The sequence below is a fragment of the Rhodococcus sp. 5G237 genome, from assembly GCF_053764735.1.
Window position 1 is genome coordinate 97,598 of sequence record NZ_JBSNCD010000006.1, and the last position, 14,407, is coordinate 112,004.

At 68.3% G+C, this 14,407-nt stretch carries 16 protein-coding genes; 3 read left to right on the top strand and 13 right to left on the bottom strand.

What is annotated here, in order from left to right; translation table 11 throughout:
• Nucleotides 1-97: 97 nt before the first annotated feature.
• The 3 genes from ACWPOC_RS15335 to ACWPOC_RS15345 form a co-directional block, all read right to left on the bottom strand.
• Entirely contained in the window at nt 98-457 is a 360-nt protein-coding gene (locus ACWPOC_RS15335) for an NADH-quinone oxidoreductase subunit A (protein ID WP_016935086.1), read from the bottom strand.
• A gap of 259 nt (nt 458-716) precedes the next feature.
• Nucleotides 717-1,121, bottom strand: a complete 405-nt coding sequence (locus ACWPOC_RS15340) for a response regulator (RefSeq protein WP_080678464.1) — start codon at nt 1,119-1,121, stop codon at nt 717-719.
• 80 nt (nt 1,122-1,201) lie between these two features.
• The gene (locus ACWPOC_RS15345; RefSeq protein ID WP_455408932.1) at nt 1,202-1,483 is read right to left on the bottom strand and encodes a hypothetical protein; all 282 of its coding nucleotides are present in this window, start codon (nt 1,481-1,483) and stop codon (nt 1,202-1,204) included.
• A 302-nt stretch (nt 1,484-1,785) separates the two neighbouring features.
• On the opposite strand from ACWPOC_RS15345, the gene ACWPOC_RS15350 reads away from it, so the two are divergent.
• Nucleotides 1,786-2,817: an iron-siderophore ABC transporter substrate-binding protein gene (locus ACWPOC_RS15350; RefSeq protein WP_120283108.1), complete on the top strand. Its 1,032-nt coding sequence runs from the start codon at nt 1,786-1,788 to the stop codon at nt 2,815-2,817.
• Nucleotides 2,818-2,853: 36 nt separating this feature from the next.
• Here the strand turns inward: ACWPOC_RS15350 and ACWPOC_RS15355 are convergent, their stop codons facing one another.
• From ACWPOC_RS15355 to ACWPOC_RS15370, 4 genes are read right to left on the bottom strand one after another with little or no spacing between them, the layout of a single operon-like run.
• Complete coding sequence (locus tag ACWPOC_RS15355) at nt 2,854-3,522, bottom strand: methionine ABC transporter permease (protein WP_016696053.1); 669 nt, start codon at nt 3,520-3,522, stop codon at nt 2,854-2,856.
• A 13-nt stretch (nt 3,523-3,535) separates the two neighbouring features.
• A complete protein-coding gene (locus tag ACWPOC_RS15360; protein ID WP_120283110.1) occupies nt 3,536-4,555 on the bottom strand; it encodes a methionine ABC transporter ATP-binding protein in 1,020 nt (339 codons plus the stop codon).
• Nucleotides 4,555-5,391, bottom strand: a complete 837-nt coding sequence (locus ACWPOC_RS15365; RefSeq protein ID WP_120283112.1) for a MetQ/NlpA family ABC transporter substrate-binding protein — start codon at nt 5,389-5,391, stop codon at nt 4,555-4,557. Before ACWPOC_RS15365 ends, ACWPOC_RS15360 begins: the two co-directional genes overlap by 1 nt.
• A 60-nt stretch (nt 5,392-5,451) precedes the next feature.
• Nucleotides 5,452-6,480 carry a 2-oxoglutarate and iron-dependent oxygenase domain-containing protein gene (locus tag ACWPOC_RS15370; protein ID WP_120284359.1) on the bottom strand — a complete coding sequence of 343 codons (1,029 nt, stop codon included), beginning with the start codon at nt 6,478-6,480 and terminating at the stop codon, nt 5,452-5,454.
• Between the two features lie 350 nt (nt 6,481-6,830).
• On the opposite strand from ACWPOC_RS15370, the gene ACWPOC_RS15375 reads away from it, so the two are divergent.
• Together ACWPOC_RS15375 and ACWPOC_RS15380 are read left to right on the top strand one after the other, a co-directional pair.
• The gene (locus ACWPOC_RS15375; RefSeq protein ID WP_183070718.1) at nt 6,831-7,448 is read left to right on the top strand and encodes a DJ-1/PfpI family protein; all 618 of its coding nucleotides are present in this window, start codon (nt 6,831-6,833) and stop codon (nt 7,446-7,448) included.
• On the top strand, nt 7,445-7,942 hold the full coding sequence (locus tag ACWPOC_RS15380) for a MarR family winged helix-turn-helix transcriptional regulator (RefSeq protein WP_120283117.1): 498 nt from the start codon (nt 7,445-7,447) through the stop codon (nt 7,940-7,942). The genes ACWPOC_RS15375 and ACWPOC_RS15380 overlap by 4 nt, the downstream gene beginning before the upstream one ends.
• Here the strand turns inward: ACWPOC_RS15380 and ACWPOC_RS15385 are convergent.
• From ACWPOC_RS15385 to trpB, 6 genes are all read right to left on the bottom strand, one after another.
• Entirely contained in the window at nt 7,909-8,793 is an 885-nt protein-coding gene (locus tag ACWPOC_RS15385) for an acyl-CoA thioesterase II (protein WP_060652880.1), read from the bottom strand. The two genes, ACWPOC_RS15380 and ACWPOC_RS15385, sit on opposite strands and share 34 nt — an antisense overlap.
• Nucleotides 8,790-10,211, bottom strand: a complete 1,422-nt coding sequence (gene pyk / locus ACWPOC_RS15390; protein WP_060652879.1) for a pyruvate kinase — start codon at nt 10,209-10,211, stop codon at nt 8,790-8,792. The genes ACWPOC_RS15385 and pyk overlap by 4 nt, the downstream gene beginning before the upstream one ends.
• A gap of 91 nt (nt 10,212-10,302) precedes the next feature.
• Nucleotides 10,303-11,268 carry an NINE protein gene (locus ACWPOC_RS15395; RefSeq protein WP_455408933.1) on the bottom strand — a complete coding sequence of 322 codons (966 nt, stop codon included), beginning with the start codon at nt 11,266-11,268 and terminating at the stop codon, nt 10,303-10,305.
• Nucleotides 11,265-12,266, bottom strand: coding sequence for a prolipoprotein diacylglyceryl transferase (lgt, locus tag ACWPOC_RS15400; RefSeq protein WP_120283121.1), 1,002 nt, complete (start codon nt 12,264-12,266; stop codon nt 11,265-11,267). The genes ACWPOC_RS15395 and lgt overlap by 4 nt, the downstream gene beginning before the upstream one ends.
• A complete protein-coding gene (gene trpA / locus ACWPOC_RS15405) occupies nt 12,263-13,066 on the bottom strand; it encodes a tryptophan synthase subunit alpha (RefSeq protein ID WP_060652878.1) in 804 nt (267 codons plus the stop codon). Before trpA ends, lgt begins: the two co-directional genes overlap by 4 nt.
• Nucleotides 13,063-14,325, bottom strand: coding sequence for a tryptophan synthase subunit beta (gene trpB / locus ACWPOC_RS15410; protein WP_088898416.1), 1,263 nt, complete (start codon nt 14,323-14,325; stop codon nt 13,063-13,065). Before trpB ends, trpA begins: the two co-directional genes overlap by 4 nt.
• Nucleotides 14,326-14,407: the final 82 nt, after the last annotated feature.

Below are 14,407 nucleotides of genomic sequence, written 5' to 3' on the forward strand. Positions count from 1 at the left end.
CCTCACCTCCCCCGGAATCGGACCGGGCACCCGATGCCCGGCCGTCCGCTCGCGGAACCCGTTCGTATGCAGGACATCCCGCTGTGCATGCGGGTCGTCAGTCCCATGTCAGGCCTCCTCGTTTCCACTCGTAGGCGTAGGCGACGAAGACGTTGAACATGAACAGCGCCATCGCTGCCAGACCGAAGACGCCGAGTGCGTCGAAATGGACCGCCCACGGGTACAGGAAGACGATCTCGATGTCGAAGATGATGAACAGCATCGCGGTGAGGTAGTACTTCACCGGGAAGCGGCCACCTCCCACCGGCTGGGGTGTGGGGTCGATACCGCACTCGTACGCATCGAGCTTGGCGCGGTTGTACCGGCTCGGGCCCGCGAGGCTCGCCACCGCGACGGAGAAGACGGCGAAGGCAAGCGCGATGCCACCGAGTACCAGGATCGGTACGTAAGCGTTCATGCGACCTCCGGTTGCTCGCGCGAATCCGGCCGCGGGTCTGCTCGTCGCCCGCGAACCCACCCCCGCCGTGCACCGGGCGGTTCCACCCCGGCTCCGGGTTGTGAGTTACGGCACACACTAGTGCTGTTCGCGTCGGACTTGTCGCGATTTCACGCCCTCGATTCGGGGCGGCGTGTCGGGCTGCTCCACAACCGGAAGGAGAGTAGATTCTCCGGCCCCGCATACGAGTTCGCGGCCGGGCGGTCGCGCGCCGGAAGGGTCAGGAGGGGCGGGAGCGAGGGGTGAGCAGAGCGAGGACCTGGCGGCCGAGCCGGATCGGGTCGACGGGATGACGCAGCGCCACCTCGGCGCCCGACCAGCGGGCCAGCCATTCGTCGTCGGCCCGGGCGATCAACACGATGATCGGTGGGCACGAGTCGAGTTCGTCCTCGAGTTGCTTCGCGAGACCCATGCCGCCGGCGGGGGCGGCCTCACCGTCGAGCACGGCGAGTGCGATGTCGCCGGCGTGCATGCGTTCGACGACGACCGGCGGTGTCGCGACCTCGACGTAGTCGAGGGGAGGCAGATCCGGGTGCAGGCGGGTACCGAGGGCATCACGAACCTGTTGCCGCACGGTCGCATCGTCGCTGTAGACGAGGATGCGCAGCGAGTCGGTCACGGGCAAGATGCTAACCGAGCACACCCGCCCGTCCGGGGAACCCGCGTGTCGCGGTGGCGCCGCGACATCGGCGGGCCGGGACGAGCTCAGGATCCGCTACCGAGCGGATGCCACCGCTCCCGAATCTCGGGACGGATGGCCGCCTCCGCCTCGTCGTCGTGGATGATCGAGGCGGGCGCGATCATCAGGTGCGCCAGTACGATGCATGCGCCGGTGAGCATGGCGAATGCGGCACCGATCAGATACGACCCGGTGAACACCGCAGCCAGGAATCCGATCGTGAGCATTCCCGTGAGCGCGATGATCGCGAGAATCCGCCGATTCGAGCGTGGCACCGAATCGGACCTCTTGTCCGTGGATGCAACCATGAGCATCTCCGTTCCTCCCCGGAACGACGCATCCCGTACCCCCGCATCCACTCATCGTTCCCGGTCGACGAATCGTCGGTGATGAGCGAACCCCCGCGGTGGCCGAGTGCGGCCGTCCCCTCTCCCGCTCGGGCCGTGAGCGGTTTCGATAACAGAATACTATCAAATGTGACATCCGTCTCGTGATCTGTTTGTGGGACATCACGAAGTTGGGGACCGCCCCGAAATCTGTCGGTAACCCACCGCCCGGCCGGAAGGTTAGGCTCACCTCTCGACATGGCCCCCATCACTGAGAGGTACTCATGAAATTCCGATCCCAGCGCCGCGGGCCGCGCGCGGTCGTCGTACTCGTCGCCGCCGCCGTCGCGCTCACCGCGTGCTCGTCCGGCAGTGGCGACGACTCGAACGGCTCTCCGACAGGCGACTTCGAACCCGTTGCGATCGAGCACGCACTGGGCACCGCCGAGATCGACGTGCAGCCCCAGAGGGTCGTGACGCTCGGGATGGGCTCGGCCGAGACGGCGATCGCCCTCGGCGTCACCCCGGTGGGGATGGAGGAATATCCCTGGGGCAGCGACGAAACGGGATACCTGCCCTGGATCCACGAGGAACTGACCGAACGCGGCGAGCCGCTGCCCGAGCAGTTCACCGGCGGCACCGAGGTGGACGTCGAGGCGATCGCCCGACTCGCCCCGGATGTCATCCTCGCGCCGTGGTCCGGGATCACGCAGGAGCAGTACGACCTGCTGTCGGCGATCGCTCCGACCGTCGCCTATCCCGAACTGCCGTGGACGATCACCTGGCAGGACCAGATCGAGACCATCGGCACCGCGCTCGGCAAGCACGACGAATCACTGGATCTGATCACCGGGATCGAGGACACCTTCGAACGCACCGCGGCCGCGCACCCCGAATACGCCGGCGTGACGTTCTCCTATATCTACAACACCGGCCCCGGCACGCTGGGCGTGTTCATGCCCGACGAGCAGCGTGTGGCGATGGTTCGCGGACTCGGGCTGACGGTCGACCCGGTCGCGAACACTCTCGAGGAGACCGAGGGCACCGACTCGGCGGTCATCGGGCTCGAGAACGCCGGACTGCTGAAGGACTCGGATCTGATCTTCACGTTCTATTCCGACCCGGCGAACCGCGCGGAGATCGAATCGCAGCCCGTCTACCAGCAGATTCCGGCGATTGCGCGCGGGTCGCTCGTCGCGCCGGAGGAACAGCCGTTCGTCACGGGATCGTCGATGATCAATCCGCTCACCGTGCCGTGGTCGATCGACCGCTACGTCCCGCTCGTCGACGAGGCGATCGCGAAGCTCGACCGCTGAGCCGGACGCACCGGTGGTGCGCCCGGCTCTCGGGCGTCACCGCCGGTGCGCGAGCCTGCGGACCATCAGATCACCGATCGACTGCATGATCTGCACCATCACGATGAGGACGACCACCGCGAGCAACAGCACCGGCGTGTTGAACCGCTGGTAGCCGTAGACGATCGCGAAGTCGCCGAGACCGCCACCACCGATGACACCGGCCATGGCCGAATAGCCCACCAGCAGCACGAGGGTGAGGGTGGCACCGGCGATCAGCGGGGACAGCGCTTCGGGCAACAGCACCTTGCGCACGATCTGCGCGTTGGTGGCTCCCATCGCCTGGGCCGCCTCGACCCGGCCCCGCGGCACCTCCCGCAGAGCGGATTCGACGATCCGGCCGAAGAACGGGATGGCACCGATGGTCAACGGCACGATCGCCGCGGTCGGCCCGATCGCGGTACCCACGATGAAGCGGGTGAACCCGATCAGCGCGATCAGCAGGATGAGGAAGGGAAGCGACCGGAACAGGTTGACGATCACGCCGAGGACGGTGTTGAGCGTCCTGCGGGGCCACAGCCCGGACGGTGACGTCAACTGCAACACGATCCCGACCAGCACACCACCGACGACGGTGAGCACGAAGGACACCGCAACCATGTAGAGCGTCTCGAGGGTGGCTTCCCACACCTCCGGGAAGGCGTCGTACCACTGCAGTTTGTTCATCGCGCCTGCACCGTCATTCCGTGAGTCCCTCCAGTTCGGCTTCCGTCCCCCACGCCAGGCTCAGATACGGGCGTTCGGCCACGAAGCCCTCGATGAGTGCCCGCTCGGTGCCCGCCGTGAACCGCAGGCGCATCCGGCCCACGGTGACGCTGCCGACCTGTTCGACCCGGCCACCGACCACAGCGATGTCGGCGTCGATCGCGCGGATCATCTCCGCGAGCCACGGACCGTGCGCGGCATCACCGATCGCGGTGACCAGAGCCGTGTCGGCACCAGAACCCGTCGACGGGTCGGTGCCGACCGGGACGAGCGCGTGCCCGAGCGCCGACTCGGGATCGGCGACGAGATCGACGATCCGGCCCGTCTCGACCACCTGTCCGGCATCGAGCCGAGCGGCCGAGCTGCAGATCCGGCGCAGCACCCCGAGTTCGTGGGTGATCACCACGACCGTGACACCGAGTCGTCTGTTCACCTCGGCGACCAGATCGAGGACCTGATCGGTGGTGTCCGGGTCCAGGGCGCTCGTCGCCTCGTCGCACAGCAGCACCTCGGGTTCTGCGGCGAGTGCGCGGGCGATGCCCACGCGCTGCTGCTGACCACCGGACAACTGCGAGGGGTAGCTCTCCCCCTTTCCGGCCAGGCCGACGAGATCGAGCAGCTCGAGCGCCCGCGTGCGGCGCTGTTCCTTGCCGATCCCGGCCACTTCGAGGGGGAACTCGACGTTCCGGATCACGGTGCGCGAGTGCAGCAGGTTGAACTGCTGGAAGACCGTCCCGATCCGTCGACGGGCCGCGCGCAGTTCCGCACCGGACAGGGTCGACAGGTCGTCCTTACCGAGCAGGATCCGTCCCGAGGTGGGCCGCTCGAGCAGGTTCAGGCAGCGCAGCAGCGTGGACTTGCCGGATCCGGACGGACCCACGATGCCGTAGATCTCGCCGTCCGGGATCTCGAGCGACACCCCTCGCAGCGCCGCGACCTCCCCGGAGCGTCCGGCTCCGGGGAAGGTCTTGACGAGGTTCTCGACGACGATCATCAGTTCGTCGGGTGGACCGGCAGCACGGCGCCGGAGTAGGTCTCCTCGATCCAGGCAGCCGTCTCGGGCGACTCGAGGGCCTCGGCCAGGGCGGTCACGGCCGGGTCGTTCTCGTTCTCGGCCCGCACGACGAGCAGGTTGGAGAAGGGGTTGTCCTCGACCTCTTCGGTGACGATGGCGTCCTCGGCCGGGTTCAGTCCGGCTTCGAGCGCGTAGTTGGAATTGATCACGGCGGCGGTGATCTGTGCGTCGTCGAGCTGACGGGCGAGCTGCGGACGCTCGATGCCGACCAGGTTGAGGTTCTTCGGGTTGGCGGTGATGTTCGATTCGGTGACCACCGACAGGTCGGCCTCCTCGAACGGCACGTCCATCTCGAGCAGACCGGCCGATTCGAGCAGGTACAGCGCGCGGGCGTAGTTGGTGGTGTCGCGCGGCACGGCGACGGTGTCGCCGTCCTTCAACTCGTCGAGCGAGGCGATCTTGTTCGAGTAGAGCCCGATGGGCTCGAGATGCACGTCGGCGACGGCGACGAGGTCGTCGACACCCTTCTGTTTCTGCCAGTCCGTCAGGTAGGGCTCGTGCTGGAAGAAGTTCGCGTCGACGTCGCCGGCCTCGAGCAGTTCGTTGGGATCGACCTCACCGGTGATCTCGACGATGTCGAGTTCGTAGTCGCCCAGCGCCCCGGTGCTCACGATCTGGTCGAGGATCTCGACGTGCGGGGTGGACGACGCCGAGATCCGGAGGGTGGTGTCGTCCCCTTCGGACGACGAGCAGGCCGCGAGGCCCGCAGCGAGGGCGAGCGCGGCGGACGCGACGACGATACGACGCAGTGACATCGGGTGGATACCTTCCGTTGGAAATGCGGGGACGTTGGACATGCGGGACGGACAGATCGATTATCGGGGTGCGGCGAAGCGGGCGAGGAGATCCGCGTGAAAACGCTCCGCCACGTTCGGGTGTGCCCGCAGGCGGGACTTGAGTGCGTTGAGGCCGTAGACGGCGTGCAGCGTGCCGCCGTGCGCGTCGGGGCCCACGCCACGGGCGACCGCGGCGAGGTCCGCGGGCAGCTCCACCGGTGGGAGTTCGCGGTCGAGACCGGGATTGAGGAAGAAGGGCAGCGACACGCGGTCGGTGCCCGCCGGGGGCGGCAGCACGCGGTGGACGGTCGCCTGAAGGTAACCGCCGGTGGCGACCTCGAGGAGTTCGCCGATGTTGACGATGAAATGCCCTGGGAGCGGGTCGATGTCGACCCACCGGCCGTCGCCTTCGACCTGGAATCCGGTGCTGCCGGGTTCGGGGTAGAGCAACGTGAGCGCGCCGACGTCCTTGTGGCTGCCGACTCCCTGATCGGTGACCGAGCGGTCGTGGCCGGGATACCGTGCGATCTTCAGCAGCGGGTCGGGATCGGCGAAGGCATCCTCGAAGTGATCGGCGGGGGCGCCGAGGGACTCGGCCCATGCGCCGAGCAGTCGGCGCCCGACGTCGCCGGCCTCGTCGATCCAGCGCAGGGCCAGTTCACGCAGTCGGGGGACCTGCTCGGGCCACAGATTGGGGCCGTGCAGCACCTCCCAGGGGCGGTCGGGGTCGATCTCGGCGACGGCGTCGCGTTCCGGGCCGATGTCGAGTTGTTCGCGCCAGTCGACGTAGCCCTGGGTGCGTTCGCCGCCGACACGGGTATAGCCGCGGAAGTGGGGTGAGCGGATGTTCTCGATCGCGAGCTTGTCCGCCTCGGGGAGGGCGAAGAACTCGCGGGCCGCCGCGACGAGTTCGTCGGCGAGCGCGGGATCGATCCCGTGACCGGCGAGATGGAAGAACCCGATCTCGTGGGTGGCCTCCCGAAGACGATCGAGCAGGGCGTTGCGCGTTGTTTCGTCGCCGTCGAGATCGGACAGATCGATGACGGGCAATACCGTCGAATCGGACATGATGTGCCTTTCGAACCGCATCGGATGCGAGGAATTCCCGGTCACCGCCGGATCGTCGGTCACAGCGGACTCAGGGGAATCGTGAGAGCAGTGCGAGCAGCCCCGGACAGGGGACGATCAGCGGCAACGACAACACGCAGGAGCCACGGCGCGTCGAGCGCGTGTGCTCACAGTCTGCGTGTGGGTGTTGCCCATGTTCTCCTCCGATGAGGTCGCATGCGACCTTCGACGACAGTGCCACGACGTGGTCCTGATCAAGGCTAATCGCCTCCGCGACCACCCGGCAAATCACCCTGGATCGACGATTCGACACCATTGACAGCATGCTGCTTCTTTGCCAGTATGCTGTCATGACCGAAACAGTTCACGTCGCCGTGTACGACACCCTGGCGGACTGGGAGATCGGATACGTCACGCCGCACATCGCAGATCCGGAATGGCAGCGCAGTCCCGGCCGGTATCGCGTCCGCACGGTCGGAGCCACGCCGGAACCGGTCACGACGAAGGGCGGACTCCGCATCCTCCCCGACACCGTGCTCGCGGACGTGACGCCGGAGAACAGCGCGATGCTGATCCTCGCGGGCAACGACATCTGGCCGACCGACGCCTACGCCCCCTTCGTCGACAAGACCCGGCAGTTCCTCGACGCCGGCGTTCCGGTGGCTGCGATCTGCGGCGCGACCGGGGCGCTCGCGGCAGCCGGCCTGCTCGACGAGCGACCGCACACGAGCAACGCTCTCGAATTCCTGCAGGGCATCGGCTACGGGGGCGCCGATCTGTACCGGGACGAACCCGCGGTCACGGACGGTGATCTCATCACCGCGAGCGGCATCGCCCCCGTCGACTTCGCCCGCGCGATCCTCGCCCGCCTCGACATCTACGAACCGCGCGTGCTCGACGCCTGGTACGCCCTCTACGGCGAGCGCGACCCGCGCGGCTACTACGAGCTCATGTCATCCGGCTCGTGACAGAACCGAACGCGGCCGAGCAGCACCCGGCCGAGGCCGAACTGCTCAGCGCGGCCGCACTGACGGCCTTCCGGCTCAACGGCCAGTTTCTCGCGCTGGCCGAGACCCTGGCGCGTCCGGTGGGCCTGACCGCGGCCTGGTGGCAGGTCCTCGGCGCGGTCTCCCCCGCTCCGCTGCCGGTGTCCGCGATCGCCCGCGAGATGGGCATCACCCGGCAGAGCGTGCAGCGCATCGCCGATCTCCTCGTCGACAAGGGCCTGGCGGAGTACCGCCCCAATCCGGCGCACCGTCGCGCCAAGCTCGTCGCGATGACACCGGCCGGCCGCGACGCGATCCGTGCCATCGGCCCCGCCCACACCGACGCCGCGCGGGCACTGTGCGAGGAGACCGGATCCGAGAACCTGGCGCGGATCGTGGAGGGCATGCGCGCGTTGTCGGCCGCCCTCGACCGATCGGCCGATCAGCTCCCCGACGGACGACGCGGCGGGAAGTGACGGATGAGCCCTTCCTGCACGACGGTGGCGACGAGTTCGCCCTCGATGGTGAAGTAGCGGCCCGTCGCCATCCCGCGAGAACCGGCCGCCACCGGAGATTCCGTGGCGTACAGGTGCCATTCGTCGAAGCGGAGCGGACGGTGGAACCAGATCGAATGGTTGACCGTCGCAGCTACGATCCGGTCGAGTCCCCACGAGAGGCCGTGCGTGGTGAGGATCGAGTCGAGGACGGTCGTGTCGGACGCGTAGGCCAGCGTGGCGACGTGGAGCAGCGGAGCGTCGGGTAGTTGCCCGTCGGCGCGCATCCACACGCGGTTGTGGCCGAGCTTCTCCCCCGTTCCCCGCAACACCCAGGCGGGGTCGTTGGCGTACCGCATGTCGATCGGCTTGAGTGCGCCGACGAAATGCGGCAACTGCTCCTCGAAGCCACGCAGACGTTCGCCGATCGGCGGAAGTGCTTCGGGCAGCGGAACATCGGGAACGGTCACCGAGTGCTCGAGGCCCTTGCCCCACCGCTGGAAGGCGGCGAGCATGACGAACAGTTCCTGGTCGTCCTGGTACGCGGTGACCATCCTGTTCGCGAAGTCGCGGCCGTCGCGGTGGGTGACGACGTGGTAGTCGATGGGCCGCTTGACGTCGCCGCCCCGGATGAAATGGGCGTTGATCGCGTGCACGGGTCGATCACCGACGGTGCGCCCGGCCGCGATGAGCGCCTGCGCGACGAGTTGACCGCCGAAGGTGCGGCTGCCGACCTGTGCGGGATGACCGCCACGGAAGACGTTCTCCTCGACCTGCTCCAGGTCGAGCAGTCCGAGGAGAACGTCGAGATCCGTTGTGTCCGACAGTGTCACCGGGTGTCTTTCTCACCCAACCGGTGCACGTGGATGAGGTTGGTCGAACCCGAGCGTCCCGGAGGCGCTCCGGCGACGATCACCACGAGGTCGCCGCGCTGGTACCGGCCCAGCGACAGCAACGCCGCGTCGACCTGTTCGACCATCTGGTCGGTGGTGTCGACCGGCTCGACCGAGAAGGTCTCGGTGCCCCACGTCAGCGCCAGCTGGTTGCGGATGTGCGGGACGGGCGTGAACGCGAGCAGCGGCAGCGGGGTGTGCAGCCGTGCGAGTCGTCGCACGGTGTCGCCCGACTGGGTGAACGCGACGAGCGCCTTGGCGTCGAGACGCTCGCCGATGTCGCGGGCGGCGTACGAGATGACACCGCGCTTGGTGCGCGGAACGTGCGTCAGCGCAGGTACTTCCGTCGAATCCGACTCGACGGCGGCGATGATGCGCGCCATCGTGCGGACCGTTTCGACGGGGAACTTGCCGACGGAGGTCTCGCCCGAGAGCATCACGGCGTCGGTGCCGTCGAGCACGGCGTTGGCCACGTCGGAGGCCTCGGCGCGAGTGGGACGCGAGTTCTCGATCATCGATTCGAGCATCTGCGTCGCGACGATGACGGGCTTGGCGTTCTCGCGTGCGATCTGGATCGCGCGCTTCTGCACGAGTGGTACTTCCTCGAGCGGAAGTTCGACGCCGAGGTCGCCGCGCGCCACCATGACCGCGTCGAAGGCGAGGACCACGGCCTCGAGATTCTCGACGGCCTCGGGCTTCTCGAGCTTGGCGATCACCGGCACGTGCCGCCCGACGCGGTCCATGACCTCGTGAACGAGTTCGACGTCGGCCGGTGACCGCACGAACGACAGGGCGATGAAGTCGACACCGAGACGCAGGGCGAACTCGAGATCCTCGATGTCCTTCTCCGACATGGCCGGAACGGAGACGTTCATCCCCGGCAGGGAGACACCCTTGTTGTTGCTGACGGGTCCGCCCTCGATGACGCGGCAGACGACGTCGTTGCCCTCGACCGCCTCGACGACGAGACCGACCTTGCCGTCGTCGACGAGCAACCGGTCGCCGGCGACGGCGTCCTGGGCGAGTTCCTTGTAGGTGGTCGAGACGCGGTCGTGGTCTCCGACCACGTCGTCGACGGTGATGCGGACCACTTCACCGTGTTCCCACACGGTGCGGTCCTCGGCGAATCGTCCGAGCCGGATCTTCGGCCCCTGGAGATCGGCGAGGATGCCGACGGCGTGCCCGGAGGCCTCCGACGCAGCGCGGACCCGGTTGTAGTGGCCCTCGTGGTCGGCGTGTTCACCGTGGCTGAAATTCAGGCGGGCGACGTCCATTCCGGCGTCGACGAGATTCCGCAGGACATCGGGGTCGGCGGTGGCCGGCCCCATAGTGCAAACGATCTTGGTGCGTCGGGTCACGCTTCGAGCCTAGCCTCCGAGCCTGCGACCCTCCATCCCAGCACCCCGGTGCGTGTCGCCGGGGTGCCGATGGGACGGAGACGTCGGGATGTCACGGACGGAGCTGGCGTCCGTTCTTGTCGCGGACCTTGCCGGTGAGCATGAGGATGCCGTCGATCAGCGGCCAGATGCCCCCGATACCGCAGGTGAGCCACGTGACGGCGATCTGCGCGACCGCCGTACTCGGCTGGTCGAGATAGAAACGTCCGGCACCGAAGGCGCCGAGCAGGATCTCCAGCACACCTGCGGTGACCTTGCTCTTGTCGGAGTACGGCTCGCCGGTGTAGGGATCGCGCCCGAAGGGCGCTGCGGCGTCGCGACCGTACGGGTTCGACGGGTCGGGGTAGCCGTAGGCGGGCATCACCCCGTAGCCGGGCGGCGGACCGTATCCCTGTCCGCTCTGCGGCGGCGGACCGTATCCCTGTCCGCTCTGCGGCAGCGGGCCGTAACCCTGCCCGCCCTGCGGCGGCGGACCGTAACCCGGCTGCTGCGATCCCTGCGGACCGGTGTACCGGCCCTGCGACGGGTCCTGCTGCGGGGACCCGATCGGGTAGTGCGGATCGGGTGTCCCGTAGACCGGTCCGGTGCCGGTCTCGGGCCGGCCCTGATGCTCGCCGTAAGGGTAGTCGCCCGGGGACGGATAGTCGGACTCGTGCTCGGCCGGTGGCGGGTAGCTGGGCGTGGTCCCCCAACCCGGTCCGTTGCCGACACCCGAGTAGGTGTCCCATCCCGGTCCCGGAGTGCCGGTGGAACCACCGAGGGAGTCGAGGGTGGGCGGTTGAGCGGACAACGAGGCCTGCGCGGTGGCGTCGTAATCGAACGCGCGTCCGAGATCGGGAGGCGGGGTGTGCTCGCTCTCCGAGGACCGCTCCGGCGTGTCGGCGCCGGAGGCGGACTCGCTCCGCTTCGTCAGGTCGGGCTTGGCAGGCTCCGTCGTGTCGGGCTCCGGCTTGGCAGGCTCCGGCTTGGCAGGCTCCGAATCGGATGCTCCCGAAGTTCCCGGGTCCTGTGTGGTCACGAGTGATCCCCTTTGCTGTCTCCGGACGTCGCTTCGTCGACTCTACCGGCGGCGGACGACGAGCTGTCCGACTCGACGCCCGTCCCGCCCTCGCCCTGTGCGGCCGACTCTCCCCCGGCGCCCGCGGCGGCGGGGTTCAGCGACGCGGGGTCCTCGCGACCCTTGCGGGCGAGGACGAAGTAGGCGACCGCGAGCACGAACACGATGCCCGAGGTGAACGAGTTGATCCGGATACCCGCGATCTGGGTCGCCGCGTCGGTGCGCATGAGCTCGATCCAGAACCGGCCCGCGCAGTACCCGGCCACGTAGAGGGCGAACAGGCGTCCGTGGCCGATCGTGAACTTCCGGTCGACGAACACCAGCAGCAGCACGACGGCGAGGTTCCACAGCAGCTCGTAGAGGAAGGTCGGGTGCACGACGAAGGCCACCTCGCCGGTGGACACGCCGTCGACCAACCCGGGCGCGACCTGCCCCGCGTCGTTGCGCCGCTCGTAGATCTCGAGTCCCCACGCCACCGTGGTCTCGCGACCGTAGAGTTCCTGGTTGAACCAGTTGCCGAGGCGTCCGATGGCCTGCGCCAGCAGGATCGCCGGCGCGAGGGCGTCCCCGAAGGCCGGCAGCGGGATCCCCCGCCGACGGCACCCGATCCACGCACCGAGCGCACCGAAGGCGACCGCACCCCAGATGCCGAGGCCGCCCTCCCAGATCTTCAGGGCGTCGACGGGGTCGTTGCCGTCTCCGAAGTACTTCTGCCAGTCGGTGGCGACGTGGTAGAGCCGCCCACCGATCAGGCCGAAGGGCACCGCCCACACGGCGATGTCGAGGACGGTGCCGGCCTGTCCGCCGCGTGCGACCCAGCGGCGGTCGCCCCACCAGATCGCCACGACGATCCCGACGATGATGCACAGGGCGTAGGCGCGGAGGGCGAAGGGTCCGAGATACCAGACGCCCTGCGGCGGACTCGGCAGATAGGCCAGAACAGAGGCAGTGGATGTCACGAGTGCACGTTAGCGGAGCGAACGCCCTTCGCGAGATCCCGAGTCAGTGCGAGCAACGCGTCGTGTCCCTCGGCCACGGCGGAGACCAGCGCGGAGCCGACGATCACGCCGTCTGCGTAGCCCGCGATCTCCGCGGCCTGGGCACCGTTGCGCACACCGAGACCGACACCGACCGGGATCTCGGAGTGCGTGCGCACCCGGGCGACGATCTCCGGCGCGCGGTTGTCGACGCTGTCGCGGGCGCCGGTGACACCCATGGTCGAGGTGGCGTAGACGAAGCCGCGGCACTTGTCGAGGGTGGTCGCGAGGCGCTCGTTGGTCGACGACGGTGCGACCAGGAAGATCCTGCCGAGTCCGTACTTGTCGGCCGCGGCGATCCATTCCTCCGCTTCGTCCGGGACGAGGTCGGGGGTGATGATGCCGAGTCCACCCGCGGCCGCGAGGTCACGGGCGAAGTTCTCGACGCCGTACTTGAGCACGAGGTTCCAGTAGGTCATCACGACCGCGGCGCCACCGGCGGCGGTGATCGCCTCGACGGCCGGGAAGACGTCGCGGACCCGGACGCCGTTGGCGATCGCCTCGAACGCCGCGTTCTGGATGGTGGTGCCGTCCATGACCGGGTCGCTGTAGGGGATGCCGACCTCGATGAGATCGCAGCCGCCCTCGACGAGGGTCTTCATCGCCTCGACGGAACGCTCGACGGTGGGATAGCCGACCGGCAGGTAGCCGACCAGTGCGGCGCGGTTCTCCGCGCGGCAGGTCGCGAAGATCTCGGTCAGGCGTTCGTGCGGGGCGCTCACTGGGCTGCTCCTTCGGTGCCGGTCCGGTCGGCGGACTCGTCGGTCGGCAGGTAGCCGAACCACTTGGCGGCGGTGTCGACGTCCTTGTCCCCGCGGCCGGAGAGGTTGACCAGGACGATGGCGCCCTTGCCGAGCTCGGGGCCGAGCCTGACGGCACCGGCGACGGCGTGTGCCGACTCGATGGCGGGGATGATGCCCTCGGTGCGGCACAGCAGCGCGAAGGCCTCCATGGCCTCGCTGTCGGTGACGGCGCGGTACTCGGCCCGGCCGGTGTCGGCGAGCCAGGCATGTTCGGGGCCGACGCCGGGATAGTCGAGACCGGCGGAGATCGAATGCGATTCGATGGTCTGGCCGTCCTCGTTCTGCAGCAGATACGAGAACGCGCCGTGCAGGGCACCGTGGGTGCCGCCGCCGATGGTGGCGGCGTGCCGTCCGGTCTCCACCCCGTCTCCCCCGGCCTCGCAGCCGACGAGCTTGACGGACGGGTCGTCGATGAACGGGTGGAAGATGCCGATCGCGTTCGATCCGCCACCGACGCAGGCGACGACGGCATCGGGCAGACGACCGGTGAGCTCGCGGATCTGGGCGCGCGCTTCGAGGCCGATGATGCGCTGGAAGTCGCGGACCATCGCCGGGAAGGGATGCGGGCCGGCGGCGGTGCCGAAGCAGTAGTAGGTGTTGTCGGCGTTGGTGACCCAGTCGCGCATCGCCTCGTTGATCGCGTCCTTGAGGGTGCGCGATCCGGTCTTGGCGGCGATGACCTCGGAGCCGAGCAGACGCATGCGCGCGACGTTGAGGGCCTGCCGTTCGGTATCGACCTCGCCCATGTAGACGCGGCATTCGAGACCGAGCAGCGCGCATGCGGTGGCGGTGGCGACGCCGTGCTGGCCGGCGCCGGTCTCGGCGATCACGCGGGTCTTACCCATGCGCTTGGCGAGCAGTACCTGCCCGAGCACGTTGTTGATCTTGTGTGAGCCGGTGTGGTTGAGATCCTCGCGCTTGAGGAAGATGCGCGCTCCGCCGGCGTGTTCGCTCAGACGGGTGGCCTCGTAGACCGGAGACGGGCGTCCGGTGTAGTCGCGCTGCAGGCGGTCGAGTTCGGCCAGGAAGCCGGGATCGACGCGTTCCTTCTCGTAGGCAGCGGTGACCTCCTCGATCACCGCCATGAGCGCCTCGGGCACATAGCGGCCACCGAAGACTCCGAAATGGCCGCGGACGTCGGGTTCGTGCGCGGTCGGAGTGGCGAGGGCTTCGCTCATCGAAGGAAGCCCTCGGCCCTTGGCGGAAAGTGCGGAATCGTCTGCAGTCACGCGTCCAGTCTGCCCCACCACGCGACGCGGA

What these genes read in the sequence shown, in the direction of transcription:
- ACWPOC_RS15335 (WP_016935086.1), bottom strand. Translation starts at nt 457, where the DNA reads ATGAACGCTTACGTACCGATCCTGGTACTCGGTGGCATCGCGCTTGCC.
- ACWPOC_RS15345 (WP_455408932.1), bottom strand. Translation starts at nt 1,483, where the DNA reads ATGGTTGCATCCACGGACAAGAGGTCCGATTCGGTGCCACGCTCGAAT.
- ACWPOC_RS15350 (WP_120283108.1), top strand. Translation starts at nt 1,786, where the DNA reads ATGAAATTCCGATCCCAGCGCCGCGGGCCGCGCGCGGTCGTCGTACTC.
- ACWPOC_RS15355 (WP_016696053.1), bottom strand. Translation starts at nt 3,522, where the DNA reads ATGAACAAACTGCAGTGGTACGACGCCTTCCCGGAGGTGTGGGAAGCC.
- ACWPOC_RS15360 (WP_120283110.1), bottom strand. Translation starts at nt 4,555, where the DNA reads ATGATCGTCGTCGAGAACCTCGTCAAGACCTTCCCCGGAGCCGGACGC.
- ACWPOC_RS15365 (WP_120283112.1), bottom strand. Translation starts at nt 5,391, where the DNA reads ATGTCACTGCGTCGTATCGTCGTCGCGTCCGCCGCGCTCGCCCTCGCT.
- ACWPOC_RS15370 (WP_120284359.1), bottom strand. Translation starts at nt 6,480, where the DNA reads ATGTCCGATTCGACGGTATTGCCCGTCATCGATCTGTCCGATCTCGAC.
- ACWPOC_RS15375 (WP_183070718.1), top strand. Translation starts at nt 6,831, where the DNA reads ATGACCGAAACAGTTCACGTCGCCGTGTACGACACCCTGGCGGACTGG.
- trpB (WP_088898416.1), bottom strand. Translation starts at nt 14,325, where the DNA reads ATGAGCGAAGCCCTCGCCACTCCGACCGCGCACGAACCCGACGTCCGC.